Origin of the sequence: Actinoplanes sandaracinus, from assembly GCF_030009775.1 — a bacterium.
Classification (GTDB): Bacteria; Actinomycetota; Actinomycetes; order Mycobacteriales; family Micromonosporaceae; genus Actinoplanes; species Actinoplanes sandaracinus.
Genome location: NZ_JASCTH010000006.1, coordinates 224,038 through 248,786, shown reverse-complemented (window position 1 = coordinate 248,786; position 24,749 = coordinate 224,038). Strand labels below are relative to the sequence as shown.

General features: G+C 67.6%; 22 protein-coding genes and 3 tRNA genes. 11 read left to right on the top strand and 14 right to left on the bottom strand.

What is annotated here, in order from left to right; all coding sequences use genetic code 11:
* Positions 1-60 precede the first annotated feature (60 nt).
* The gene (gene nhaA / locus QLQ12_RS11535; protein ID WP_282759282.1) at positions 61-1,365 is read right to left on the bottom strand and encodes a Na+/H+ antiporter NhaA; all 1,305 of its coding nucleotides are present in this window, start codon (positions 1,363-1,365) and stop codon (positions 61-63) included.
* 126 nt (positions 1,366-1,491) lie between these two features.
* A complete protein-coding gene (locus tag QLQ12_RS11530) occupies positions 1,492-2,016 on the bottom strand; it encodes a glycosyltransferase (protein WP_282759281.1) in 525 nt (174 codons plus the stop codon).
* 664 nt (positions 2,017-2,680) lie between these two features.
* Here QLQ12_RS11530 and QLQ12_RS11525 point away from each other — a divergent pair.
* Positions 2,681-4,738: a Shedu anti-phage system protein SduA domain-containing protein gene (locus QLQ12_RS11525; RefSeq protein ID WP_282759279.1), complete on the top strand. Its 2,058-nt coding sequence runs from the start codon at positions 2,681-2,683 to the stop codon at positions 4,736-4,738.
* A 120-nt stretch (positions 4,739-4,858) separates the two neighbouring features.
* Entirely contained in the window at positions 4,859-6,457 is a 1,599-nt protein-coding gene (locus QLQ12_RS11520; protein WP_328518274.1) for a tyrosine-type recombinase/integrase, read from the top strand.
* Here the strand turns inward: QLQ12_RS11520 and QLQ12_RS11515 are convergent.
* Together QLQ12_RS11515 and QLQ12_RS11510 are read right to left on the bottom strand one after the other, a co-directional pair.
* A tRNA-Arg gene (locus QLQ12_RS11515) sits at positions 6,420-6,495 on the bottom strand. The two genes, QLQ12_RS11520 and QLQ12_RS11515, sit on opposite strands and share 38 nt — an antisense overlap.
* A gap of 40 nt (positions 6,496-6,535) precedes the next feature.
* A tRNA-Ser gene (locus QLQ12_RS11510) sits at positions 6,536-6,626 on the bottom strand.
* A gap of 1,276 nt (positions 6,627-7,902) precedes the next feature.
* On the opposite strand from QLQ12_RS11510, the gene QLQ12_RS11505 reads away from it, so the two are divergent.
* Positions 7,903-8,457, top strand: coding sequence for a hypothetical protein (locus QLQ12_RS11505; RefSeq protein ID WP_282759277.1), 555 nt, complete (start codon positions 7,903-7,905; stop codon positions 8,455-8,457).
* Here the strand turns inward: QLQ12_RS11505 and QLQ12_RS11500 are convergent.
* The gene (locus tag QLQ12_RS11500) at positions 8,406-9,185 is read right to left on the bottom strand and encodes a CPBP family intramembrane glutamic endopeptidase (RefSeq protein WP_282759276.1); all 780 of its coding nucleotides are present in this window, start codon (positions 9,183-9,185) and stop codon (positions 8,406-8,408) included. The genes QLQ12_RS11505 and QLQ12_RS11500 overlap by 52 nt on opposite strands.
* Positions 9,186-9,303: 118 nt before the next feature.
* On the opposite strand from QLQ12_RS11500, the gene QLQ12_RS11495 reads away from it, so the two are divergent.
* The gene (locus tag QLQ12_RS11495) at positions 9,304-10,413 is read left to right on the top strand and encodes a globin domain-containing protein (protein ID WP_282759275.1); all 1,110 of its coding nucleotides are present in this window, start codon (positions 9,304-9,306) and stop codon (positions 10,411-10,413) included.
* An 11-nt stretch (positions 10,414-10,424) separates the two neighbouring features.
* Here the strand turns inward: QLQ12_RS11495 and QLQ12_RS11490 are convergent, their stop codons facing one another.
* Entirely contained in the window at positions 10,425-11,954 is a 1,530-nt protein-coding gene (locus tag QLQ12_RS11490) for a peptide deformylase (RefSeq protein WP_282759403.1), read from the bottom strand.
* Positions 11,955-12,285: 331 nt separating this feature from the next.
* On the opposite strand from QLQ12_RS11490, the gene QLQ12_RS11485 reads away from it, so the two are divergent.
* Positions 12,286-13,068, top strand: a complete 783-nt coding sequence (locus tag QLQ12_RS11485) for a hypothetical protein (RefSeq protein ID WP_282759402.1) — start codon at positions 12,286-12,288, stop codon at positions 13,066-13,068.
* Between the two features lie 103 nt (positions 13,069-13,171).
* On the opposite strand, the gene QLQ12_RS11480 is transcribed toward QLQ12_RS11485, so the two are convergent.
* A complete protein-coding gene (locus tag QLQ12_RS11480; protein ID WP_282759273.1) occupies positions 13,172-15,148 on the bottom strand; it encodes a hypothetical protein in 1,977 nt (658 codons plus the stop codon).
* A gap of 276 nt (positions 15,149-15,424) precedes the next feature.
* Between QLQ12_RS11480 and QLQ12_RS11475 the strand changes: the two genes are divergently transcribed.
* Positions 15,425-16,138: a class I SAM-dependent methyltransferase gene (locus QLQ12_RS11475; protein WP_282759271.1), complete on the top strand. Its 714-nt coding sequence runs from the start codon at positions 15,425-15,427 to the stop codon at positions 16,136-16,138.
* A gap of 79 nt (positions 16,139-16,217) precedes the next feature.
* On the opposite strand, the gene QLQ12_RS11470 is transcribed toward QLQ12_RS11475, so the two are convergent.
* The 4 genes from QLQ12_RS11470 to QLQ12_RS11455 all read right to left on the bottom strand — a co-directional run bounded on the left by QLQ12_RS11470 (position 16,218) and on the right by QLQ12_RS11455 (position 19,919).
* On the bottom strand, positions 16,218-16,748 hold the full coding sequence (locus QLQ12_RS11470; RefSeq protein WP_282759269.1) for a YbhB/YbcL family Raf kinase inhibitor-like protein: 531 nt from the start codon (positions 16,746-16,748) through the stop codon (positions 16,218-16,220).
* Between the two features lie 301 nt (positions 16,749-17,049).
* On the bottom strand, positions 17,050-17,961 hold the full coding sequence (locus tag QLQ12_RS11465) for a C40 family peptidase (RefSeq protein WP_282759268.1): 912 nt from the start codon (positions 17,959-17,961) through the stop codon (positions 17,050-17,052).
* Between the two features lie 234 nt (positions 17,962-18,195).
* Positions 18,196-18,786 carry a DUF4352 domain-containing protein gene (locus tag QLQ12_RS11460; protein WP_282759267.1) on the bottom strand — a complete coding sequence of 197 codons (591 nt, stop codon included), beginning with the start codon at positions 18,784-18,786 and terminating at the stop codon, positions 18,196-18,198.
* A 170-nt stretch (positions 18,787-18,956) separates the two neighbouring features.
* Positions 18,957-19,919, bottom strand: coding sequence for an NAD(P)H-quinone oxidoreductase (locus QLQ12_RS11455; RefSeq protein WP_282759266.1), 963 nt, complete (start codon positions 19,917-19,919; stop codon positions 18,957-18,959).
* Between the two features lie 67 nt (positions 19,920-19,986).
* On the opposite strand from QLQ12_RS11455, the gene QLQ12_RS11450 reads away from it, so the two are divergent.
* Together QLQ12_RS11450 and QLQ12_RS11445 are read left to right on the top strand one after the other, a co-directional pair.
* A tRNA-Ser gene (locus QLQ12_RS11450) sits at positions 19,987-20,071 on the top strand.
* A gap of 205 nt (positions 20,072-20,276) precedes the next feature.
* The gene (locus QLQ12_RS11445) at positions 20,277-20,642 is read left to right on the top strand and encodes a helix-turn-helix domain-containing protein (protein ID WP_282759265.1); all 366 of its coding nucleotides are present in this window, start codon (positions 20,277-20,279) and stop codon (positions 20,640-20,642) included.
* A gap of 100 nt (positions 20,643-20,742) precedes the next feature.
* Here QLQ12_RS11445 and QLQ12_RS11440 read toward each other — a convergent pair whose 3' ends face one another.
* Both QLQ12_RS11440 and QLQ12_RS11435 read right to left on the bottom strand, forming a co-directional pair.
* Complete coding sequence (locus QLQ12_RS11440; protein WP_282759264.1) at positions 20,743-21,147, bottom strand: hypothetical protein; 405 nt, start codon at positions 21,145-21,147, stop codon at positions 20,743-20,745.
* A 381-nt stretch (positions 21,148-21,528) separates the two neighbouring features.
* On the bottom strand, positions 21,529-21,933 hold the full coding sequence (locus tag QLQ12_RS11435; RefSeq protein ID WP_282759263.1) for a transposase: 405 nt from the start codon (positions 21,931-21,933) through the stop codon (positions 21,529-21,531).
* Here QLQ12_RS11435 and QLQ12_RS11430 point away from each other — a divergent pair.
* A complete protein-coding gene (locus QLQ12_RS11430) occupies positions 21,876-22,640 on the top strand; it encodes a hypothetical protein (RefSeq protein WP_282759411.1) in 765 nt (254 codons plus the stop codon). The two genes, QLQ12_RS11435 and QLQ12_RS11430, sit on opposite strands and share 58 nt — an antisense overlap.
* Positions 22,641-22,703: 63 nt before the next feature.
* On the opposite strand, the gene soxR is transcribed toward QLQ12_RS11430, so the two are convergent.
* Positions 22,704-23,150, bottom strand: coding sequence for a redox-sensitive transcriptional activator SoxR (soxR, locus tag QLQ12_RS11425; RefSeq protein WP_282759262.1), 447 nt, complete (start codon positions 23,148-23,150; stop codon positions 22,704-22,706).
* Positions 23,151-23,192: 42 nt separating this feature from the next.
* Here soxR and QLQ12_RS11420 point away from each other — a divergent pair, with 42 nt between their 5' ends.
* Positions 23,193-23,870 carry a thiamine pyrophosphate-dependent enzyme gene (locus QLQ12_RS11420; RefSeq protein ID WP_282759261.1) on the top strand — a complete coding sequence of 226 codons (678 nt, stop codon included), beginning with the start codon at positions 23,193-23,195 and terminating at the stop codon, positions 23,868-23,870.
* Positions 23,871-23,873: 3 nt separating this feature from the next.
* Complete coding sequence (locus tag QLQ12_RS11415; RefSeq protein ID WP_282759260.1) at positions 23,874-24,743, top strand: transketolase family protein; 870 nt, start codon at positions 23,874-23,876, stop codon at positions 24,741-24,743.
* Positions 24,744-24,749: the final 6 nt, after the last annotated feature.

Here is a 24,749-nt window from a genome sequence, read left to right as displayed (position 1 = left end):
CCGCACACCTTCCGCTCACCGTTCGCCCATCCCGCATCCGCCGGGAAGGCACGGCACCGGTCAGCGTCGTGCGGTGTCGTCGTCCCAGAAGTCGGGGATGCCGTCGGCGTCGGTGTCGCGTTCATCTGCCGCGCGCAGCTGTCGGTAGTGGCGGTTACGGGCCCGCAGCACCACCGTCGCGAGCAACGCCGAGATCACCGACCCGGCCGGAATCCCGATCCGGGCATGCTGGTCCTTCGCACTGCCCACCCCGAACGCGAGCTCGCCGATCAGCAGCGACACGGTGAACCCGATCCCGGCCAGCAGCGCCAGACCGAGCACATCCCACCAGCTCACGCCGTCGCCGAGGGTGGCGCGGGTGAACCGCTGCACCAGCCACGTCGACCCGAGCCCCCCGACACATTTGCCGACCACCAGACCGGCGACGATGCCGATCGTCACCGGGTCCCGCAACGTCTCCCCGAGACCACCGGCGCCGGAGACCGACACCCCAGCGGCGAAGAACGCGAAGACCGGCACCGCGAACCCGGCCGACAACGGCCGCCACCGATGCTCGAAATGCTCCGCCAGCCCCGGACCGTCCCCGCCGCTGCGGCGGATCACCGGGACCACGAACCCGAGCAGCACGCCGGCCACCGTGGCGTGCACGCCGGAGGCGTGCACCAGCGCCCATGTCGCCGCGGCCAACGGCAGCAACAGCCACCACGAACGGACCCGCCGCTGCACCAGCACCGCGAACAACCCCAACGGCACCAGCGCGGCGGCCAACGGCAGCAGGGACAGCGAGCTGGTGTAGAACACCGCGATGATCAAAATGGCGAGGAGGTCATCGACCACCGCAAGAGTCAGCAGGAACGTCCGCAACGCCACCGGGAGATGGGTGGAGATCACCGCGAGCACCGCCAAAGCGAACGCGATGTCCGTGGCGGTCGGCACCGCCCACCCGGACAACGCCCCACCCTCGGTGCTCGCGTTGATCGCCACATAGATCAGAGCAGGTGCCGCCATCCCCCCGACCGCGGCGGCGACCGGCATCACCGCCCGCCGCGGATCCCGCAGATCACCGGCCACGAACTCCCGTTTCAGCTCCAGACCGGCGACGAAGAAGAAGATCGCCAACAGCCCGTCGCCCGCCCATTGGGCGAGAGTCAGATCCAGATGCAGCGCATGCGGCCCGACCTTCCACGCGACCAGATCCTGATAGCCGCCCGACCACGGCGAGTTCGCCCACACCAGCGCCAGCACCGCGGCACCGAGCAACAGCGCACCACCCACGGTCTCGGTACGCAGAATGTCGCCGATCCGGCTGACCTCCGGCCAGCTACCCCGGCCGAACAGGTGACGGGTCGGTGGTGTGGCGGTCACGGGACTCCTTCAGCAGGGCACGACGAAGACATCGCCGACCAGGCTTCCCGGCACACTTACCCGGCAACCTACCCTGCACGGCAGGACCCGGCAGCGATTCACCTCACCGCCGATGCCCCGGCGCGGTCATCGGCGGCCGGCGGCGACCTGCTCCAACACGTCGACCGCCGCAGCGACCCCATTCTCCGCCCGGACCCGATCGCCCAGCCGGCGAGCACCACCGGTCATGGCCGCATCGTCGATCGCCTCGCGGATCGCGGCCGCCAGCCGTGGCGCAGTCAGCCGCCGTTGATCGATCGGCTCCGGCGCCACCGCCAACTGGTGCATGCGCCGGCCCCAGAACGGCTGATCCCCCACGAACGGGCACACCACCTGCGGACGGCCCGCCCGAACCGCCGCCGCCGTCGTACCGGCACCCCCGTGATGCACGATCACCGCCACCCGCGGGAACACCACCTCGTGCGGCACCTCCCCGGCCAGAAACACGTCCGGCGCCGGGACCTCCCGCAAGCCACCCCAGCCGCCAGGCGCGCATAGCCGAAGATTTACCCGACCGGGACGACAACACCCCAGGCGTCGCATCACGCACAGTAACCGGGGCGGGCTGCGGATCGGGCTACGGTTTGCTTGGCGAAGGTCCAGCTCGACCATGGAATCCACTGTGGACGCGACACGCTAGCGACACGCGATCACCATCCGATCATCACGCTCCCACAGGGTGGATTTTTGGGACCGGAAATGGGAAACAAAAAGGCCGTGACCTTGTTTCCGCAGGTCACGGCCTTGATCGTTTGTGCGCCCGAAGGGACTCGAACCCCTAACCTTCTGATCCGTAGGTGATCTTGAAGAGAGTTTCCCGGGTATCTGGTGGACTCCCGAAGCCACTCCATCTGGTCATACCACCCTCCGTAACCCTCCAGATCCCTCCGTGTCTCACGAGACACGACTACCGAAACGACTACCACCACGACAGACAACCACCCGGATGATTATTGCCTTGGACCACCTGCCGAGGGCATCCGAGCGGCGCGCGGCAAGAAAACTGACCCTCCCCTGCCGCGCCGAGAAGGCGCAGCGCCGGCGCGCAGCAAACTGATCTTCGACTCGTTCGACCTGACCGGCATCAGGGCCCGGTGGCACGGCAAACCGATGGGCCTTCGACCGCCACGCCCGCCTGAAGCCAAACCCGAGCCCTGGTGACCCCACCACCGTTGTCGCGAAACGATCATCGAGGACTCGATCAAGAGCGACTTCCGACGCCCTACCGACCGCCCACAGGTTCCGGTTGAGCCGAAGAACGTCCATCCTTGGGTACATGATGGAGTTTGCCGCTTCCTCGAAGCCTCGGAGCGAGCAGAGAATCACGACGCTAACGCGACGCGACATCGTCGACTATGTCTGCGGTGAGGGCGGTCCCTGGTGGGGAAGGCTCGACGAGATCGACTTTCTAGGACCGCTGTACGACCTAGACACGCTGGCATCCACGGACCCCCGGTTCACGACGGCACGGGAAGACATCACCCAGCACCGGATCAACAACCCTCACGACTGGCCCGACCACTGGGTCTTCGAATACCCCCGGTTCAACCTTCTCGACGGCCCTGACGAGATACTTCTCGGCTTCCTGACGCGGTTCGTGCATCCCGAGGTACAGCCTGACCTCGATCAATCATCACGCCGCGTCGGCGAACTGAATCGCCTCCTTGGGCCAGATGGCTGGGCGCTCCGCCCCTTCGAGTTCACGTCGGGGCGGCCGATCTACTCGCCGGCCTTTGCGCCGTCGACCGGCCCGATGGTATCGGTACCGCTCGATGATCAAGACGTTGGCAAACTTGACCTCGTCCTCGGACAGACCTACAGCCTCCTCGAACGCGACGACAAGAAACTCGCCCGCGATCTCCTCCGCGCGGCTGTACTGACGGTGCGTCGCGACGGCGGCTTCTACAACCCCATACCCGGTGACAGATGGACCGACGCCACGTACGAGGCAGTCCTAACCGTCCCTTCTGTCCTCCTTCCCTCATACACGGAGGCGGTTACCGAAGCGATCTGGCAGCGGCTGGAAGCCGTACTCATTCGTTTCGAGCGTAAGGACGTCCAGTCCCTTGCCATCGAGGGCGACATTGAGCCGCTGCCAGCCGTCTCACCGGACTGGAGGGACCAGGCGGCGGAGGCCGGTATCCCTATCCTGCAACGCTTCGGTCTCGGCAACCCTGCCAAGGAGTTCGACGTCACCGCGCAGGACTTCTCGGATCTCGAGATCCGCGGTGAAGGTCTTCCATACTTCTACGACACACGCAGAGGCCGGCTCATCACGGAGTTCCGCCTCGACGACCGTCCTCAGGTGGCAACCCTTCTTCACGTCACCCTCATCAATAAGGACGGGGTCCTTTCGCCGCGGATCAAACTGTGGAAGAAGGACAAGACCAAATTTGTGAGGATGGCGGCCATGGAAGCGATTCCTGGCACTGAGGTTCCTCAGATCGTCAAGGCACTCGTCGACACCGGGGATGTCCACGACAACTTCTGGAAGGTCATCAGCTTCCTCCAGAGCTGCGTGGGACCAGACCTTCCGGATAGCGGCTCGCGGTTGGTCGTCGGCGACGAAGCCGAATTGGCTCGACTCCTGGCCGGCCAAGACCGCACGATGCTCCTCGAAGCTGTCAGGACTGCGGTCGGCGGCGCCCTCACGGAGAAGGACATCAGGCTGCTCAGCAACCGCAAGGCGCAACTCGATCGATTCCGACAGCTCCTGACTGATTCGGAATACTTTGAGCAGGAACGCCAACTAGCCACTGGGCCTGAGGCGGTCTGGCAGAGGCTCTTCGAGGAGAACCCCTGGATCTTCGGTTACGGACTCAACCTCGTGGCGTGCGAACCGCTCAACGACGGCAAGCTGGAGCGCATCACGGCTGGTGCCAACATCTTCACCGGGGCGGGGAAGCGCAGTGACGCCGTCATGCGCTCCAAGGGTTTCATCAGCAGCCTCCTGCTATGCGAAATCAAGACCCACCTGACGCCCTTGCTGGCCGGTACGCCGTACCGGCCACCGGACGTCTACCAGGTCTCCAAGGACGTCGTCGGCGCGGTAGCGCAGGTACAAAAAACCGCCCACAAGGCCCTACGCCTGGTCACCGGCGAGCTTCACAGGTTCTACGAGGACAACGGCACCCCGACCGACATCGAGATCTCCACCATCCGCCCCCGACAGGTCCTGGTGATCGGACGCCTGAGCGAATTCTCCGAGCGCGGCTCGACGAACCCGGAAAGGATCGCTTCTTTCGAGCAATACAGGCGATCTATCCAAGACGTCGAAATCATCACGTTCGACGAACTCTACGAACGCGCCTGCTTCATCGTGGAGGACCGCTGAGACAGCCCCGAGTACGACGGGTTCCGGCGCGGACTCCGGTACCGGTAGCTGTCCGTGCCGGACTGACCTCTGTAACTCGGCTGGGCCACCAAGCCATCGTCACCTCTACGAGTGGCTGCAATGTCACGCTGCGACGCCCATGGTGAAGGAAAGACTGGCGAGGGGCGGTGTGCGATGTCGGATCCAGGTGTGATCTTCAAGCGGTGTGGATGTCGTGGCCAGGACGGCCGGCGGTTGGAGAAGTTCTGCCCGCGGCTGGAGGATCGCGGGCACGGGACGTGGTACTTCCACTGCTCCACCACCAACTTCCTCGGCTGGTCCGAACGGGTCCGCCGGGGCGGGTTTCCCTCGCAGGCGGCTGCCCGGCGTGCCCGGGATGCATGGTTGGATGCCACGGCTGCCGATCGCACGGCCGACGGGTGGACGGTGGAGCGGTGGTTGCGGCACTGGCTGGACTCCCGCTTGCGGATTCGGCCGACCACCCGGCTGCACTACACCCGTGACGTGGAACTGGTCCTGATCCCGCACCTCGGCAAGTACCGGCTGGCCGATCTGGACGGGCCGCTGCTCCGGGCGGCCTTCACGAAGATCGCCAAGGTCCCGAACCGGAAGGGTCTGCCGCAATCCCCGTCGGCGATGCAGCATGTGCGCAACACGCTGCGGGCCGCGCTCAACCTCGCCGTCCGGGAGGGCTTGATCGAGTCGAACCCGACCCGGCATATCGAGATCAGGGGCTACCAGCGGCCGTACGCCAAGATCTGGACGGAGGGTCGCGTCGAGCAGTGGGAGCAGACCGGCGAGCGTCCCGCCGTCGCACTCTGGACCGCTCGGCATCTGAGCACGTTCCTCGACAGTGTCGTCGATGATCCGCTGTTCGCGCTGTGGTGGCTGGCCGGGCTGCGGGGGCTGCGTCGCGGCGAGCTCTGCGGGCTGCGATGGGAAGCCGTCGGCCTCGATCAGCAGGTGCTGTTCGTCGAACGCAACCGCACGACCGCCGGCTACCGGATCGTCGAAGGCGACCCGAAGACGGCCGCCGGCCAGCGTCCGGTCGCGCTGGACCGGCACACGGTCAAGGTGCTGCGGCAGCATCGCCAGCACCAACGCGACCAGCGCGCCCGGCGGATAGCGGCGGGCAAACCCTGGTTCGACTCGGGCTACGTCTTCACCCGGCCGGACGGCCTGCCGATCAATCCCAATTACGCCACCACGCGGTTCCGGAAGCTCGCCGACCGGTCCGGGCTTCCGCCGGTTCGGCTGCACGACCTCCGGCACGGCGCGGCGTCTCTGGCGCACGAGGCCGGCGCCGATCTCAAGACGCTGCAGGATCTGCTCGGGCACTCCAGCATCCTGGTCACCGCCGACACCTACACCAGTGTCCTGCCCGCGACCCAGCAGCACTGCGCCGACGCGACCGCCAAGCTGGTACTCGCCGCAGCGCGCCGGACCCGCAAGAAGATCAAGAACAAGGCACGCCGGAATCGCCCGCCGAACAAAACAGGTGCTCCCGCGGCGGCCGGATCGCAAGACATCACAGAACGGCAGCTCAGGGGTCAGAATTCGCCAGCTCCGTCACCCACGGTGGCCGCACCCGAGCGACACCCACGTGACACCCATCGTCCAAAAGGGTCGGTCAAAGTAAAAGGCCCGACCCGCGTTTCCGCTGGCCAGGCCTCTTATGATCTGGTGCGCCCGAAGGGACTCGAACCCCTAACCTTCTGATCCGTAGTCAGATGCTCTATCCATTGAGCTACGGGCGCTTGCTTCGTGCTCAGTCAGCCTACAACACCGACTTTCGCGCGGAGACTCCGGGATTCGAACCCGGGAGGGGCGGTAAAACCCCAACCGCATTAGCAGTGCGGCGCCATAGACCGGACTAGGCGAAGTCTCCCCGGTGCCCCGAAGGCCACCGAGGCATCACAATACCGGACCCTCGGAGCGCCGCACAAAGAGGTAGCCATCCGGCACGCCAGGGATCTTCGCGAGCGGGCGCGAACAGGCGAAACGTCGCGGTAGCGACTAGGCTGCCTGCGATGGAGGAGAACACGCGCCGGGAGGCTCCGCGGGCTCGGGATCCGCGTAGCCCCTTCAGCACGCCTGAGCAGAAGCCCTCCGCCGAGCAGGAAGCCGCGGCTCCTCCTCGGCGTGGCACACCGCCTGCGGTCACCTTCCAGCCCCCTCGCTCCGGTGAGGGTGCGGAAGGTCACTCTTCAGATCAGCCGCCTACAGCACCGCGCCGGGGTTCGCGCAGGTCGGCGCCACGTCCGGCGGAGCCGGCTGGCACCGCACCCGCGAGCACGGTGCCAGCCCAGCCGATGCGCTCGCAGGAGCCGGCTCCTGCGAGCTCGCCTCCGGCGAACGCCGCACCTGAGCGGGCACCAACCGTCCCCACCGGTTCCGGGCAACAGACCACCCCCGCCGGTCCTGCGCGGCAGCCCGCCCCCATCGACTCGGAGCAGCGAACCACCCCATCCACGTCAGGGCAGCGAACCGCTTCCCCGGCGTCGGGACAGCGAACCGCCGCCTCCGCGTCAGAGCAGCAAGCAGCCCCTACTGGTTCCGCACCTTCCAAGCGCACCCCGGCCAAGAAGGCCGCCGCGCAACCAACCGACCCAACCAGCTCCGGGCAGCAAACCGCCCCCACTGCATCCGCACCCTCCGAGCGCACCCCGGCCAAGAAGGCCGCCGCGCGGCAAATCGACCCAACCAGCTCCGGGCAGCAAACCGCCCCCACTGGGTCCGGACCCTCCAAGCGCACCCCGGCGAAGAAGGCCGCCGCTCCAGCGAAGAAGACGGCACCCGCGAAGCAGGCCGCCCCAGCGAAGAAGGCCGCGGCCAAGCGCTCCCCCGCCAAGAAGGCCATTCCGGAGCCGACCGAGCCTGCGGCCACACCGCCGCCCGCTGAGGTTCTGACGATCCCGGTACTGGTGGCACCGGCGGAGAAGCCGGCGCCACCGGAACGGCCCACGTCCGCGGAACAGCCCGTCCCGACCGAACAGGCGACGCCCGCGGAACGACCGACGGCACAGGCAACGCCCGCGGAACGACCGACGGCACAGGCGGGCCGGCCGGGGCCGGCGGAGCGGCTCGCGGCACCAGCCGCAGCTGTACCGGAAGCCGCGGATGCCACGGAAACCCCAGAGGCCCCGGCAGCCCACGTGACCAGAATGAAGATCGCGACGCCCGCACCGTCACTCACGGAGCGGCTGCTGGCCAACCCGGCCAACTCGCCCGAAATCCTGGCCGAGGCGGCTGTCCAGACGTTGGGCCCGCGGGCTCGGGCCTGGGCCGATGACGCCCGCGCCACCTACCCGACCGCTTCCGACGAGGCGCTGGCCAGGCTCGCGGTGCGGCGGTTCGTCCGCGCGGCGGGGGTGCGTGGTGGGTTCGGGGCGCTGGCCGGCCCGTACGCCTCGATCGCTCTGGCGACAGCGACCGTGATCACGCATGCGGAGCTGGTGTTGCACCTCGCCGCGATTCACGGCCTGGACCCGGCGGATCCGCGGCGTGCCGGCGACCTGTTGAAGCTGGCGAGTCCGGGCCCGGGCCCGGCCGGGGCGTGGGTGGCGTTGAGCCTGGTCAGCCGGAGTTTCCCGGGTGTGGGCCTGCTGACCGCGTTTCTGGGCGCCCGGGTGACGACCGAGATGGTCGCGGTGCGAGCGCGCCGGTTCTACGCGGAGTATTCGAGCCAGGTGAGCCAGGAGTCGGGCAGCAGTTCGTAACCGACGAAGGCGACGATGTCGAGCAGGCTGTGCGCGACGATGAGCGGCATCACCCGCTTTGTCCGCAGGTAGAACAGCGCGAAGACGACGCCCATGATCGCGTTGCCGATGAAGCCGCCGAAGCCCTGGTAGAGGTGGTAGGAGCCGCGGAGTACGGCGGACGCGGCGATGATCCAGACCGGCGAGTATGCGAGGGAGCGGAGCCGGGTCATCAGGTATCCGACGACGATGACCTCTTCGAGGACGGCGTTCTGGACGGCGGCGAGGATCAGTACGGGCACGGCCCACCAGTGGGACTGGAGCCCGGACGGCTGGATCTGCGCGTTGATGCCGAGCTGCAGTGCGGCGTACACGAGAAGGAGCCCTGGAAGTCCGATGCCGGCCGCGAGGCCGGCTCCCCACCCGAGGTCGCGGATGGGACGGCGAAAGTCGATGCCGAGATCGCGTGGGCGGATGTGGTCCCGCCACAGGAGGAAGAGGGCCAGGACGACCGGGATCAGCGCGAAGAAGATGCCGAGCAGCTGATAGGTGAGGTCGAGGTAGGGCCGCGGCGAGACGGTCGGGTTCAGAGTGGTCGTCTGCTGGGCGAGAGAGGGCCCGGCGGTGAGTTTGGCCGTCAGCGACACGATCGAGTAAACGGCGGACTGCCCGAGTGACAGCAGCAGGACGACGGCGATCTCGGCGAGGTAGGCCGGGCGGGTTGACTGCTGCTGCTCTTCGAGAGTCACCGGCCCACTTTAGGTGACGCCCAAACACACCTAATTCGCCAAGTGCGCCTTCGGCGAGGGTGTCGAGTCGCACTGCTCGTGCGTCGTGTTCCCGACTGTGCTGACCACCCTGAATGGCATGGGAGACCTCGCACGCTTGCTCAAGGAGAGCTGGAGCCTCGTCGAGGAACATCAGGACAAGGTTGCCGGCTATTTCTACGCGCGCATCTTCCTGTCGTACCCGGATCTGCGTGATCTGTTCCCGGTCCAGATGGATGTGCAGCGGGCGCGCCTGCTCGGGGCGATCGTGCAGGCGGTGCAGACGCTGGAGGATCCGGAGAAGTTCGACGACTACCTGCGGGCGCTGGGCCGGGACCACCGCAAGTTCCACGTGGAACCGGACCACTACGAGGTGGTGGGCGGCGCGTTGATCGAGGCGATGCGGGCGTTCGCGGGCGAGGAATGGGGTGTCGAGTACGACCAGGCATGGGCGGACGCGTACGCGGTGATCGCGTCGAAGATGCTGGCCGGGGCGGACGCTGACCCGAATCCGCCGTACTGGTACGGCGAGGTGATCGCGCACGAGCGCCGGTCGCGGGACATCGCGGTGTTCACGGTGCTGCCGCTGCAGCCGCTGGACTACCGGGCCGGGCAGTACCTGAGCATCGAGTGCCCGCGTTATCAGCCGCGCCTGTGGCGCACCTACTCCCCGGCGAACGCGCCTCGGCGCGACAACACGCTGGACTTCCATGTGCGGGCGGTGGGCGCGGGGTGGGTGTCGAGCGCGCTGGTCCGGCGTCTCCAGGTCGGCGACATGGTCAAGCTGGCGGCGCCGATGGGCTCGATGACACTGGATCGAAGATCGACCCGGGACGCCGTCTTCGTGGCCGGCGGCACCGGGCTCGCCCCGATCAAGTCGTTGCTGGAGGAGCTCACCCGGTACAACCGGACCCGGTGGGTGCACGTCTTCCTGGGCGCGCGGAACCGCGACGACCTGTACGACCTGGCCGACGTGAACCGGCTGGCGGCTCGTTATCCCTGGCTGTCGGTGGTGACCGCGTGCAGCGAGGACCCGACCTTCGTCGGCGAGCAGGGCAACATCTCGGACGTGGTGGCGAAGTACGGCCCGTGGAAGGAGCACGACTTCTTCGTCTCCGGGTCGGGCCGGATGGTGAAGGCCACCCTGAAGCGCCTCGCTGAGCTACAGGTGCCAAGTGTCCGGATAAAGTACGACAGCTTTACCGACTGACAGAACCGAGGTCAGTAATCCCAGGGCCGGCCGGTCTGGTGGTACTGGGCGACCGGCACCAGCTTGGCGTGGGGATCCATACGGTCCACATAGAGCCGGCCTTCCAGATGGTCGATCTCGTGGCTGATCAGCCGGGCCAGCGCCCGTTCGAACGTGGTGACCACCCGGGTCCCGTCGAACCGCGCGTGTTCCACGTCGATCCGCAACGGCCGCGGTACCAGACCCCGGTAGTCGAAGAACGACAGACACCCCTCGTACTGCTCGTCGCAGTCGGCGGACTCACCGACGACGCGCGGGTTGAGCAGCACCACCGGGTCGACGTCGAGTTCCGGCGGGCGGACGACGGCGGCGGCGATCGGCATCCCGATCTGGGACGCGGCGAGCCCCACGCCCTTGCTGAACTCGTGCAGGTCCTCCAGGCGGCTGAGCGAGGTGAGCAGCCGGGTGACCGCGTTGCGAGCGGCGCCTCCCTCGCGGGGCAGCTGGAAGTGACGGGCACGCTGCCGGAGCAGGTCGGACCCGCGCTGGATGATGCCGATGCCACGCATCCGGTGCGACGCCCTCGGCAGGGTCGGCTCGGGTGGCCCGGTCTCCTCGTAGACCGGGGCGCCGGCCCCACGGTACCGCCATTCCAGGCGGTACCGGGCGTTGAGCAGGGGCGCGTCGGTAGACCACTCGAAGATGGCGCGACCTCCCTCGGTGCGGCGTTCCAACGGGGTTCGGACGGGCACCTCGGCGGCGAGGGACGCCTCCACACCCCAGACCTGGGGTTCGAAGCTCTCCGGGAGTTTCAGCCGGACGGTCAGCGACCGGGTCGGCAGGCGGACGGCGCGCTGGAACCATTGGCCCCACTTCTCCTCGCCGACCGTGTACGCGTACTCGATGGTGGTCCGTTCGCCCGGGTAGAGCGGGAACTGGCCGCGCTCGTTGGCGAACATCAGCCAGATCTCCTTGGACGCGTCCCGGTCGAGCTTGACCCGCCACTGCATGGGCTCGGCGGCCTTGCCCTCGCCGGCGAACGCCCGCACGTCCATCTCCTCGAAGGTGAGCGGGTTCTCCCGGTGATGGCGGTTGGAGCCGGGCGGGTCGTGCGGGTACCGGTCCACGGAGATCTTGGCGAGGTAGCGGGTGACCGGCTCGACGCCGGCGTTGTAGAGCCAGCGCTGGACCCGGCAGCGGTAGGCGCCGTCGGTGTAGGCGAGCTCGGCGACCTCGCGCTCGACGATCAACCCGGTGCCTGGTGGCAGCCACTGGACCGGCACGGGCGGGTCACGGTGGAGGGTCGAGTTGCGGGCGTGACGGAGTTCGTCGTACTCCTGGAAACGCTGCCAGATGGCGCCGCCGGCGCCCAGCACGGCCTCGGCCCGCCGTGCGAAGTCCTCGGTGGGTTTGTGCCGCCGGCCCTCGACGTGACTGACGTAGGAGGGATCGAAACCCATGCGCGCGGCCAATTGCTTCTTGGTCATCCCGCGCTCGATCCGCCATTGCGCAAGGGCCGTCACGAACTGATCTGCGGCCCTCTCAATGGGCGAGGTGGTCATCACGGATGTCCCCTTCGCGACGGCACGTTCAGTGTCGCTGCCGCTCCGTGTCCGTTTGAGTTAGTAGCGATTTGCCGACAGATACCTTGACTAATCCGGCAGCGTGGCCACGCTACGTAAAGTAATCATCACGCAGGGCATTCGCCCGAAACATCCCCTTGCCCAGTGTGGTTAGGCTACCCTTAACCGAGTACGGTGGGTCCCTGCGAACCCTTCCCGCTCCACAAGAGCCGGCTCGCTCTGACGATGACTTCAGCAAGTTCATCCGCAAGGAGAATGCGGTGACTCAGCGACGAGTGCCGCGGGCAGGCCGCCCGTGACCAGCATCACCATGGAGCTCACGCAGGTCCGCCCGCGGCCCCTGGCTCCGCTCACCGCGACCCTGCGGACCATGTTCGGCACCAGCACCGAGGTTCCCGGCCTGGCCCCTGACCTGGTGGTTCCCGATCTGGCCGGCTGGACCCCCACGGCCCGCCTGGCCGACGTGCACCTGGACACGCTCCTCGACGCCGCGCACCGCCGCTGGAGCGCCCAGCCGCACGCGGCCGCCGCGCTCGCCTGGAAGTCCTACACCTACTGGCTGGCGCTGCCGGCCGTCCTTGGCTGGACCTCGGCCCGCCGCGTGCCGCTGCTCAGCACCACCGACACGGTGATGCACTTCGACGACCCACGTCCGCTGATCACTCTCGGTCTGCGCCCCGGCATCCCGGTCGCGGTCCTGCCCAGCGACCCACTCGCCGTCTCCGGCCTGCCCCAGGTGAGGGTGGTCGCTGACGAGGCGGCGCTGCTGGCCGAGTTCCGCCGCAGCGTCCTGGACGAACACCTCGACCCGCTGCTCGACGCCATCCACGGCCGGGTCCGCCTCGGCAAGCGCACGCTGCTCGGCTCGCTCGCCTCGGGCGTCGCCCACGGCGTCCTGCGGTCCGCGGACGCGGTGCCTGGCTCCTCCGCCGAGACCATCGACAAGCTCCTCGGGGCGCTCGGGGTGCGCGACCTGATCGAGGTCTATCCCAGCCAGCACGGCAAGCTCGACGTGCGCCGCAAGACCTGCTGCCTGGCCTTCACCCTGCCGCGGCCCAAGGTCTGCCGGGGCTGCTGCATCAAGACCTCCTAGTCGTACGGCCAGGAGGAGCACCGGGGCCACCCGGCGACGTCCGGCGCACACCGGGCCCAGCCGCCGCTTTCGGGCGGATCCCGTCCTTCCGGTCAGGCCTTCGTCAGAACGGCTCGCCGCCGGCGAGGACGGCGTCGGGGTTGTCGACAAGCGGGCGCACATCCCAGACCCAGGCGCCGCCGGTCCAGGTGGGGCGGAAACCGAGCAGGTCGGACATCGTGCGGAGCATCTCGATGTCACGGGTCTGCGGGGTCAGCACCACCACGGCCGCCTTCCAGTAGCGAAGGTCGGCGAGGGTCATCTCACGGCGGGTGTCGGTGATCTCCGGGATCGGGTTGCCCTGCTTGATCGAGGTCATCAGACCGCTGGTCGGGCGCCACGGCGGCGAGAACATCGCGGTCCGGTCGGCCGGGTCCTGCGGGTTCTGCGCGGGCAGCAGCGCGTACGCCCCGGCGATGCGCAGGTCCTGGCCGGTCGAGGCGGTCCAGCGCAGCGGGTCCGGGTAGGCGCTGTCCGGCAGCGGCAGCGCGACCATGGTGTGCTCGTCGTCGACGTAGGCACGCCAGGTCCCGGAGGTGACGAAGGCGGGAACCGGGTCCATCGGGACCGTGGCCAGCGGCTTCGGGATCAGCGGGATCAGCGCCATCGCCACCGCGGTGATCATCGCGACCCGGACCGGGCCCCGGGAGGCCGGCTGGGTGCGGATCAGGTCGGCCGCACGCTGGCAGCCGAGGGCGAGGACGATGCCGACGATCGGGGCGATCGCCATGGCCCAGCGGGTGGGCACCGCGGAGTCCAGGACCGGGATGCTGTGCAGCGCGGCCCAGAGGCCGGGGACGCCGGTGTCGACACCGTTGAGCACGACGCTCGGGCCGAGCGACAGGGCCGCGAAGAGGATCGCGATCGCGCCGAGGGTGCGCACCGCCGCCGACCGCCACATCCAGAGCAGCAGGCCGGCGAAGAGGAAGACCAGTCCCCAGCCGAAGAACGCGTTCTCCTCCGCCGGGTTCTGCGCCAGCCGGCCGGCGACGGCGGCGTCCCCGGCCACCGAGTGCTGGGAGTAGGCGGCGAACGAGGCCAGGTCGGCGCCGAAGGCACGGACGTACTCGGAGAGGCCCTGGTAGCTCTGCGGACCGAAGAACTGGACGCTGAGTGGGTAGGCGAGCGCGGCCAGGGTGACGGCCGCGGTGACGCCGAGCGCTCGCAGGAACCTCCACGCCTCGCCCGGGTGGCTCCGGCGGCGGGCCACCGCGGTGAGCGCGCAGAAGAAGCCGAGGCCCACCGCGGTCATGAAGAGGACCTCGAGATTGATGAACGCCTGCCAGACCAGCAGGCCGGACAGGATCAGCCCGTTGCGCACGGCACGGCCACGGGCGCGCAGTTCCAGGGTGCGCCAGATGATCAAGGGGACGAGGAACTGCGAGACGATGTTCGGATGGCCACCGGCGTGCGAGACCATGCTCGGTGCGAAGGTGCAGAAGAGCGCTCCCACCCAAGCCGCCGCCCGGGAGGCCACGAAGCGGCGGGAGAGCACGAGGTACCACGAAGCGCCGGTTAACGCCAATGCGCCGGTGAGGAATACATTGAACGCCACATGTGGGCCGAACAGAAGAGTGACCGGCGTCAGTGGCAAGGAAACGGCCAGCACCGAGGTGTTGGCCATCATGTTCACCCCGTCGGGGTAATTCATGCGGTCCGAGAAGAACGGATAGATGCCATCCGTGAGCACTCGCGCACCGTGCGCCAGCATCCACTCGAAGAAAGCCTGATCCTGCGGATCATCACGCAGTTCATGATCGAGATTCAGCCACATCGGCGCGGTCAGGTAGATCGCTACCGCGAGCAGGCTGGTGATCGCAACGACGTCCCGCCAGGTGACCAGGCGGCGCCAGAAAGGGCGCACGACCTGCTCTTCGACGGTTTCAACGGCCGGCGACACAATGACCGGAGCGGCCACTGTGACGCTCGCCTCCAGAGCTATCAGCTCCGCGTCCAGGTCGTCGTCGGCGGTCACTTGGCGCGGCGGCAGAACGTTCTCGCCGGTCGACTGGCCTGTCGAGTCATAACCCGTAATCGTCATAGCATCGGCGAGCCTAACCGAGGTTTCCTAGAAGCCAGCGGTGTGCGCCCCAGGCGTGATAGAGCCGATATGTACGGGTGTTTTCCGCGTGTCCTGCGTCGCGCCTCTCAGTCGTCTTCCGGCGGGGTAACCCACGCGAGTGCCTGGACGTCCTACGTCTCAATCAGGAAAAAAAATCAGAGAGGGCCAGCAGTCAACTTTCGGTTAGGCGCGCCAGATGGTTAACTTCAGCGGTCCCGCTGTCACTCAGATCGGCAAGATGAGGGAACGTCACCCATGGCAGACATCACTGGAGACCAGCGGATCCAGTCCGAAGTGCTCGAAGGCCTCGCTACGGCCGTGAACCACCGCCGGTGGTTCGTCGAGCTCGCGCTCCCGCACCTCGGGGACAACCCCATCGAGATCGGCAGCGGCCTCGGTGACTACGCGATCGAGTGGTCGGAGCACCTGCCGAAATTCACGGCGACTGAGGCTGACCCGGACCGTCTGATCCTGCTCAAGGAGCGCATGGCGGAGTACCCGACCATCGACGTGAGGCAGATGCTGCTTCCCGCGCAGGATGCGAAGGCGGAGTACAGCGCCGCGGTCTCCTACAACGTCCTGGAGCACATCGAGGACCACGTGGGCGCGCTGCGAAGCATGAAGGAACTGGTCCGCCCCGGCGGCAAGGTCATCATCATCGTGCCGGCGTTCATGTTCGCGATGAGCCAGGTGGACATCGCCACCGGGCACATCCGGCGCTACACGAAGAAGACGCTGGGCGCCGCCTTCACCGAGGCCGGCCTGGAGATCGAGAAGCTGCACTACGCCAACGCGTTGGGCCTGATCGGTTACTACACCGCCACCAGCATCTTCAAGCTGGCTCCGAAAGAGGGGCCGATGGTGAAGATCTACGACAGCCTGGTGCTCCCGGTGACCAAGGCCGCCGAGCGTGTCGTCCGGCCGCCGTTCGGCCAGTCGGTCTTCTGCGTGGGGCGCGTGCCCCGCTGATCATGCGGTAACGGGACTTACTGCAGTAACGCGACTTATAGGCCGCCGGCATAGCCGGCGGCCTCGTTCGTGTTCGGCGTCAGCCGCGGACCTGGAAGGTCGGGCGGACCGTGGCCCGGGCCAGAGTGTGGAAGGCGAGGTTGAAGCCGACGTACGCCGGTGAGGCGTCCGGCGTCACCTCGAGGCGGTCCACGTCGATCGCGTGCACGGCGAACACATACCGGTGGGGGCGGTCGCCGGGCGGCGGCGCCGAGCCACCGTAGTTGCGCTCGCCGTAGTCGTTGCGCACACAGAACGCGCCCTCCGGCAGCGGGTCCACCCCGCGCTCCAGGGATGTGACCGAGACCGGCAGGTTCACCAGCACCCAGTGCCAGAAGCCGCTCCCGGTCGGTGCGTCGGGGTCGAAACAGGTGACCACGAAACCGCGTGTCTCGGCCGGGAAGCCGGACCAGGACAGCTGCGGCGACAAATTCTTCCCGCCCACACTGGTGTGCGCGAAGAGTTCGTCGAGGGGCTGGCCGTCCGTCACGTCAGTGCTGGTCACCGTGAAGGCCGGGACCGGCGGCAGAACATCGAACGGATCGGGAGCCAGGGCACGGTCAAGACTCATGGTGGGCCTCCGGCGGCGTGGTGAGTAACTGATCAGGTCTTCCCACGATGGGCCGACATTACTCGTCCGATGGGTCCGGCGTCTTTCGTCCGCATTGCCGGCTGCTGTCACTCGATGGGGTAAACGCACAGGTGGTGCGCATGCTTCGGCCCTTCATCGGTAATGCTTCTGTCAGACATCCGACCGGGTGTGAGCGGCAGAGATCCCCGCGCCTGGTTGTGATCGGCCGCCCTAACGGACAGGGCGGTCAGCGAGTCGGCACCCGTCGGATCGGCGGGTGCTGACTGCTGTCCGGACCTCTTCAGTTCAGGCGGGAGACCGACAGCCCGCGGTAGAGCTTCCGGTAGACGACCCCGGTGCGGTGGTTCCCGGCGTCGATCATCATCCCCCTGCCCATGTAGATGCCGACGTGACCGGGACCGACGACCAGGTCACCGGGACGGGCCTGGGACCGCGACACGGACCGGGCACGGCGAGCCTGCGCGCCGGACGAGTGCGGCAGTGCCACCCCGGCCCTGGCATACGCACGCTTGGTGAACCCGGAGCAGTCGAAACCGTACGGACCCTCACCGCCACGCACGTAACGCTTGCCCAGTTGCGCCCTGGCGAACGCGATGACCGCGTGCATGCCCTGGGTACCCCCCGACGCCTGGAGACGCCGCACGACGGTGCTGCGGGCGCTTCTGTGCGTCACACCGCGGCGCGCGGCGGTGACCCGCTTCACCTGCACGACGGCCCGCTTGCGGGCCGGGCGTATCACCTGGGCCCGGGCCGGTCGCGTGGCGCGCGCCTCGCGGATGAGCGGCCGCTCGGCGACGCGGGCCACCTGACGGGCCAGGACGCCGGGACGGTGCACGACAGGCGCTATCGGCCGTCCCCTGGCGACTTGCCTCGTCGCGGCCGCACGACGTGGCTGGGCGCGGGAGGCACGCTCGGCGCCCGCCATCCGGTTCCGCAGAACCTCTCGCAGCGGAGCCGCGTCTATCCCGGCGTCGAACCTGATCTCCCGAAGGCGGTTCCGCAGCGGGTCCGAGACGATCAGCGGCGCCGGCTCGGCGAGCCGGCGCATCTGGATCGCCGGAGCCAGCGGGTGGTCCGCGAGGTCCGGTGTGACCGGCATGGCCAGGGGCGTCGTGACCGCCTCCGTACCGTGCTCGGCCTGCTCTAGGGCCGGCGTGATGACAGCCAGCGCAAGCGCGCCCGCAGTCAGCACCCGGCGGGTGGACGAACCGTGCAGTGTTGCCTCCGAAATAGGCCCGGGGCACTCACGCGAATCCCATCCAAACGCGGCCGATGCTTCCTGCCGCGTTTATGCCGCCGTCGAAGGTGAGCAATGGGAACCCGGACAACCGTGCTTATTTCCGTGGACCATGCCAACACATCATCGAATCCGCCGGGGGGTGATTCACATAATTGATCCCCGATCACGAACCGATAAACGCTCCGTTCAGCGGGGATCCGGCAACTTCACCCGCACGCCTGGGGCGGACATGCCGTCGCGCAGGGTCGCCTCACCCGGGCGAGCATCCAAAGGCAAATCGAAGGGAAGTACGCCGGTGACCGTCTCACCCGGCTCGATCTCGTCGAGCAGGGTCGGATCGCCATCGTTCAGAAACACCGCGGCCGAATCGGCGACGGCGTAGGCTACGCCGTTGGTGTCATGGATCCGCTGTGCGCCGCTGTCGAGCAACTCCGGTTCGCCACCGTTGTTCGTCACTCTCAGGTCGAGCAGGCAGAACTGCCCGGCGGCGCGCTGCTCCAGGTCGCTCGGGCCGACCGCCGACACCCCGCAGCGCAATCCGGTCACGTCGAAGGCGAAGTCGCCGGCCGGCGAACCGTCGGAGTCGGCGCCGCTCACCACGACCGTTGCCGGGGTGGTGGTCACCGCCCACACGCCGAACGTGACCAGGGCGGCGGAGACGAGCACCCCACCGGCGACCCAGACCCGCACCCGCCATCGGGAAGCGCCGGGATCAGGGCCGTCGGCCGGCGGCGGGATCTCCCGGGCGGGTGCGGAACGGTGCGGTGCGTACGTCACGGGGTCCCCCAGCGGTCGGATGCACCGCGCGCCCGGAGCGGACGCGCTGTCCGTCCATGCTGGGATCGCCGAGCCCGGACACCGTCGCGACTCGCCGCATATCCGACTTTATCGGGCATATAACTTCGTTGCGATCCCCCCGAACGAGTGAGCTCACCCCGAACGAGTGATCACCGCTGCAGCAGGATCTTCCCGAAATGGTCACCCGACTCCATCAGCCGGTGTGCCTCCGCCGCCTCCGCCAGCGCGAAGGTGCTGTGAATGACCGGCTTCACCAGGCCGGCCGCCACCAGCGGCCACACCTGGTCACGGACACCCGCCACGATCCGCGCCTTGTCCGCCGCCGGCCGCGCCCGCAACGAGGTCGACGACACCCGGCCCCGCTTCGCCATCAACCGGCTCAGATCCAGCTCGGCGGCCCGGCCGCCCTGCATGCCGATCACCGTGATCCGGCCCTCGACCGCCAGCGCCTCGACATTGCGCGCCAGGTACTTCGCGCCGATGATGTCGAGCACCACATCGGCGCCCCGCCCGCCGGTGTGATCCCGCACCACCCGTACGAAATCCTGGGTCTGATAGTCGATCGCCAGATCGGCGCCGAGCGCGCGCAGCCGCTCGTGCTTCTCCGCCCGGGCGGTGACCAGGACCCGCGCACCCAGCGCCGCACCCAACTGGATCGCGAACGTGCCGATCCCGCTGCCGCCGCCGTGCACCAGCAGCGTCTCACCGGGACGCAGCCTGTCCCGGTCGACCACGTTGGACCACACCGTGCAGGCCACCTCGGGCAACGACGCCACCTCGACCAGCGACAGCCCGGCGGGCACCGGCAGCAGTTGGCCCGCCGGCACGGCCACCCGCTCCGCGTAGCCGCCGCCGGCGAGCAGCGCGCACACCCGCTCACCCACGTGGTGCCCGGTGACGCCCGGCCCGACCGCGCTGATCACTCCGGAGCACTCCAGCCCCGGATAGTCGGAGGCCCCCGACGGCGGCGGATAGAGACCCTGCCGTTGCAACACATCGGCCCGGTTGACCGCCGAGGCCGTGACGTCGACGATCACCTCGCCCTCGGCGGGCTCCGGGTCCGGAACCTCGGCCCACACCAGATGCTTGTCCTCGATCACGATCGCGTGCATGCGGCCGACTCTGCCCCACCGGTACGACAAGAACCAGCGGCGGATGGCAGACTGGAGCGGCACTACGGGAGGGCTCGCCTAGTGGCCGATGGCGCCGGTCTTGAAAACCGGTATGGGGAAACTCATCGTGGGTTCGAATCCCACGCCCTCCGCACATGGATGAACAGCGATAACCGCCGCTGACCTCGGTAAACGAAGGTCAGCGGCGATCATCGCAGGTCACCGCTCGGTCTCACTCGTGATCACTGGACATCGCTTGATCTCATTCGTCGCGACCATAGTGCGACCACGAGCCCTCAGCGTTCACCCTGCTCATCGATCTCCGCTAGCGCACCGTGATTCTGTTGCCTTCACGGGATGTTGGTGCGGTTGGCTGCCTGGGTGGAGTTGACGGCTGACCAGGATGCTGAGCTGCGGGCGCTGACGACGAGTTCGGAGGTGTCGGCGGCGGTCGGGACGCGGGCGCGGATCGTGTTGTGGCATGCCGAGGGCCGGATGAAGAAGGACATCGCCGTGCTGGCCGGGGTGTCGCGGCCGACGGTGGATCTGTGGCTGCGCCGGTACGCGGCTGACGGTGCGGCGGGCCTGTTCGCCGCGAAGCAGGTACGCGATGTCCGCCGCGGGCTGGCCTTGGGCGGACACAGACAGCGAGAGGAAGAGCCTGCCCGACACCCGATCAGAACCGATAAATTACACGGCCAACGTTCGAAGACGAGGCACTAGAGCAAAGCACCGATGGACTACAGCATTGACCGATAGAGGGAGGCGCATTTGACCCCGCGGCAATCTAGCGCCGTACCCAAAATGGCGTTTATTCTGTGAATCATCTATAGACAACGGTTGCAATCTCCGCTTTGGAATTTATCATGAACGACGCAAGGCAGCGATCGTTAACTGTGTGAATCTCATAGATCCGCCCCCTGTCCGGCGTGGCACTGCCGCTTTCACCGGACCTGATCAAACTCATTTTCGAGATTTTTATTTCACCGCTTGTGGTGCGGTACCTCAGGAAGATACCCGATGATGACTCATTCGTTACGATTAAGTTGACCTTCGGGCCCGGCTGAAGAATGGATGCTGTGCCTGTTGCGCACGGCAAGGGGGTAACCCCGGAATATTCTTCGATAGGTCCGGGCTGAGAGATGACCTGCGGTCCAGCATGGGAAGGCATGCCGGGGATCGTCGAAAACACGAGTCCTGCGGCAGCCGCAAGAGCTTTACGGTTCACTTTCAAAGCCTTTCCCCGATTCAACACAGAGATCAAGAATTCGCGAGTGTTAGGTTACCCGTAACCGTTCGCGCATGAGGGCGGTTCGTCGATTTGGGCTGGAACTGACACCACTCCCAGTCTTGGGGTCGGGATACGACCTCGGCAAGATTCGGATGATCATATCCTCTCCTTCTACATCGACCCGTCATGGCCCAGACCAGGCATTTGAACTCAGGTTGATCAGATTAATCCGCAGGACACGACTAGTGCCTCGTCATGCGGCCTTGAAGGGGTAATCCGGGTGGCGGATCTTGGAGTTGGTCGCGTATCCGGTTTCGGTCGGGCTCGCTGGTTGCGCCAGCGGATGTAGTCACCGATCGCGGCGTCCTGCTCGGCGTGTTACTGGTGATCGGTGCCGTTGAGCGCGAAGTAGCGCAGGGCGGCGAACTCCGCTTCGATCCAGTTCAGCCCGGAACTGTAGGTCGGCAGAAAGACGAGCTCGACGGCGTTCGCGGCGCACCAAGCCCAGACGCTCGGCTGCTTGTGCGCCGCGAAGTTGTCCAGGATCAGATACAGCGTTTCGCCTGGCCAACGGCGCCGCAGGCTCTTGAGTAAGTCGAGGAGTCGGTCGCGAACGCCGAACGACCTGGCCGAACGGCCGACTTCCGTCGAAACACGGTTCGCGCTGAATGCCGGCGTGGTTCGCTCTCGTGGGAGAAATTCACTACTGGATGGGAGGAACGAACATGAACAGGATGGCCAGGCTGACAATACTCGGCATAGGCCTCGCAGCCGGCGTGACATCAGGGCCGGGACCGGCTGCGGCAGCGGACAGCGGCGACCCCTGCCCATTCTGCAAAAAGGTCGTCGACCAGGGTCAGCAGTTCATCGAGGACAACACGCCCGACGTCAATGTTTCCGACCCCTTGGACACGGATCTATCCCAGTTGGATCCCTTCAAGGGGAATACCGGAGGCGGTGGCGGCGTCCCCGGGCCGACCAGCATCTCCGATGTCGGCCAGGTGATTCCGGAGGCGCCCGAGATCAGCCTGCCTCAGACGCCCACGCCTCAGATCCGACAGCCGAGTCTGCCGACTGCGGGAGGGGTCCAGATCCCCTGGACCGACTACGTCCTTCCCACCTCGAAGGAGGTCTGGGACGGCGGCGTGAAGATGGCCAAGAACAAGGTCCCGGATTACGTCAAGGGCAAGATCCTCGACCAGATCTATGAGTACGACACCCGGCCCTATTGCGATGAGCTCACCGAGGAACAGCGGGTGCACAACGCGTACATGGTGGAGCGGGGACAGACCAGCAACTGCAAGGAACGCACGAGGGATCCGATCCTCGTCCAGTACATCCACGATCTGAAGGCCAAGAACCGCGGTAACGCACCGTCGAACGGCGGATCGTCGTCGAACGGCGGCGGCTCCAGCGGAGGCGGCGGCACCACCCAGGTCGGGACGATGAACGGCGGAATGGTCAACCCTTGGTACTCACCGCCCTGGTGAGCCCTCGGATCCGCAGCCGGGGCACGCGGTCGCGTGCCCCTGGCTTCCTGCCCGCGGGCTCGGTCAGTCCATCGGTGGGTTGAGGATGCGTTGCGGGCCGGCGCCGACGGCGGCGAGCCGGTCGCTCGGGTTGACCAGTTTGCACCGCTGCAGGGAAAGGCAGCCGCAGCCGATGCAGCCGGACAGCTGATCGCGCAGCCGCTCCAGGACGCCGATCCGCTCCTGCAGGCGGTAACGCCAGCGGGCGGAGAGCCGGGACCAGTCGGCTTTGGTGGGCGTGCGGTTCTCCGGGAGGGAGGCGAGGGCCTCACGAATCTCGTCGAGGGACACCCCGACCTGCTGCGCGATCTTGATAAAGGCCACCCGGCGGAGCTCGGCCCGGTCGTATCTCCGCTGGTTGCCGCTGGTGCGCGAGGCGTGGATCAAGCCCTCCCGCTCGTAGAAGCGCAGCGCCGACGGCGCGACCCCGCTCCGTGCGGAGAGTTCGCCGATGGTGAGCGTCTCCATCATGCTCCTTGAGTTGAAGTGCACTTCAAGTTGCAGCCTAGGCACATGACCGTGATCGCGACACCCAGACATCCCGTACATGACCTGCTCAGGCGAATCACCGGTGACGAGAAACACGCGCCGAGCGCCCACTCCACACTGGACGTTCTTTGGGTCCTCTACGACCGTGTGCTACGGATCACGCCGGAGACCGCCGAGGAGCCCGACCGCGACCGGTTCCTGCTCTCCAAGGGCCACGGGCCGGCCGCCTACTACGCGGTCCTCGCCGCCAAGGGTTTCATCCCCGTCGAGTGGCTCGACGACCTCGGCGGATGGGACAGCCCGCTCGGGCACCACCCGGACCGGGTGCTGATCCCCGGCGTCGAGGTCGGCACCGGATCGCTGGGGCACGGGCTGGGCCTGGCCGTCGGCACCGCGCTCGGCCTGCGCGCCCAGGGCCTCACCACGGCACGGACGTTCGTGCTGCTCGGCGACGCGGAACTGGACGAGGGCTCGAACCACGAGGCGATCGCCTACGCGGCCGCGATCCGCCTGCCGCTCACCGCGATCGTCATCGACAACCGGTCGGCCACCCACGGGTGGCCCGGCGACATCCCGGCACGGTTCCCGAACTGGAGCGTGTCCGTGGTGAACGGGCACGACCACGACGAGATCGAGCGGGCCCTGCGCGTCACCGGACGGCCGCACCTGGTCGTCGCCACCGTCGAGTCGAAGGAGAGCTGAACCATGCGAGAGGCGTTCGTCGCGACCACCACCGCGCTGCTGGACGAGGACCCGCGTACCGCGCTGGTGCTCGCCGACATCTCGGCCAGCTCGTTCACCGAGGCGCACCGTCGGCACCCGGACCGGGTGCTCAACGTCGGGATCCGGGAACAGTTGATGGCCGGCGTCGGCGGCGGGTTGGCACTCACCGGGATGCGTCCCTACCTGCACTCGTACGCGCCGTTCCTGATCGACCGGGCCTATGAGCAGATCAAGCTGGACTTCGCGCACCAGGACGTGGGCGCGGTGCTGGTCAGCATCGGCGGATCCTACGACGCAGCGGCCGAGGGCTACACCCACCAGTCACCGGGTGACGTGGCGCTGCTGGACACCCTCGACGGCTGGACCGTGCACGTGCCCGGCCACCGTGACGAGGTGCCCGGCCTGCTGCGCGACGCGGCCCGGCACGACGACCGGGTCTACGTGCGTCTCTCCGTGCAGGAGAACCGCAGGGCCCACCTCGACGGCGCGAACCTGCGGGTGTTGCGCCGGGGCGGTCCGCTGGTCGTCGCGGTGGGACCGATGCTCGACCCGGTCCTGGAGGCCACCGAGGGCATGGACGTGACGGTGGCCTACACGAACACCCCGCGGCCCCTGGACACCGACGGGCTGCGGGTTCTGGCGGAAGCCGAGGTGATCGTCGTGGAGCCGTACCTCGCGGGAACCTCGGCCCGGCTGGTCAGCGAGGCGTTGAACGGGCTTCCGCACCGGTCCCTGCATCTGGGCGCCGGCCGCACCGAGGTCCGCCGGTACGGCCACTGGCGTGACCACGCCCGCGCCCACGGCCTGGATCCGGCCGGCCTGCGCCGCTCGATCAGTGAGTTCCTGGGTTGAGCGGGG

What these genes read in the sequence shown, in the direction of transcription:
- QLQ12_RS11480 (WP_282759273.1), bottom strand. Translation starts at nt 15,148, where the DNA reads ATGACGATTACGGGTTATGACTCGACAGGCCAGTCGACCGGCGAGAAC.
- QLQ12_RS11445 (WP_282759265.1), top strand. Translation starts at nt 20,277, where the DNA reads ATGTTGGTGCGGTTGGCTGCCTGGGTGGAGTTGACGGCTGACCAGGAT.
- QLQ12_RS11490 (WP_282759403.1), bottom strand. Translation starts at nt 11,954, where the DNA reads ATGACCACCTCGCCCATTGAGAGGGCCGCAGATCAGTTCGTGACGGCC.
- soxR (WP_282759262.1), bottom strand. Translation starts at nt 23,150, where the DNA reads ATGATGGAGACGCTCACCATCGGCGAACTCTCCGCACGGAGCGGGGTC.
- QLQ12_RS11435 (WP_282759263.1), bottom strand. Translation starts at nt 21,933, where the DNA reads ATGTCACGCCGGCTGCGAGGCCTATGCCGAGTATTGTCAGCCTGGCCA.
- QLQ12_RS11415 (WP_282759260.1), top strand. Translation starts at nt 23,874, where the DNA reads ATGCGAGAGGCGTTCGTCGCGACCACCACCGCGCTGCTGGACGAGGAC.
- QLQ12_RS11470 (WP_282759269.1), bottom strand. Translation starts at nt 16,748, where the DNA reads ATGAGTCTTGACCGTGCCCTGGCTCCCGATCCGTTCGATGTTCTGCCG.
- QLQ12_RS11420 (WP_282759261.1), top strand. Translation starts at nt 23,193, where the DNA reads ATGACCGTGATCGCGACACCCAGACATCCCGTACATGACCTGCTCAGG.
- QLQ12_RS11530 (WP_282759281.1), bottom strand. Translation starts at nt 2,016, where the DNA reads ATGGTCGAGCTGGACCTTCGCCAAGCAAACCGTAGCCCGATCCGCAGC.
- QLQ12_RS11495 (WP_282759275.1), top strand. Translation starts at nt 9,304, where the DNA reads ATGGGAGACCTCGCACGCTTGCTCAAGGAGAGCTGGAGCCTCGTCGAG.
- QLQ12_RS11475 (WP_282759271.1), top strand. Translation starts at nt 15,425, where the DNA reads ATGGCAGACATCACTGGAGACCAGCGGATCCAGTCCGAAGTGCTCGAA.
- QLQ12_RS11525 (WP_282759279.1), top strand. Translation starts at nt 2,681, where the DNA reads ATGATGGAGTTTGCCGCTTCCTCGAAGCCTCGGAGCGAGCAGAGAATC.
- QLQ12_RS11520 (WP_328518274.1), top strand. Translation starts at nt 4,859, where the DNA reads ATGTCACGCTGCGACGCCCATGGTGAAGGAAAGACTGGCGAGGGGCGG.
- QLQ12_RS11505 (WP_282759277.1), top strand. Translation starts at nt 7,903, where the DNA reads ATGAAGATCGCGACGCCCGCACCGTCACTCACGGAGCGGCTGCTGGCC.
- QLQ12_RS11485 (WP_282759402.1), top strand. Translation starts at nt 12,286, where the DNA reads ATGGAGCTCACGCAGGTCCGCCCGCGGCCCCTGGCTCCGCTCACCGCG.
- QLQ12_RS11455 (WP_282759266.1), bottom strand. Translation starts at nt 19,919, where the DNA reads ATGCACGCGATCGTGATCGAGGACAAGCATCTGGTGTGGGCCGAGGTT.
- QLQ12_RS11430 (WP_282759411.1), top strand. Translation starts at nt 21,876, where the DNA reads ATGAACAGGATGGCCAGGCTGACAATACTCGGCATAGGCCTCGCAGCC.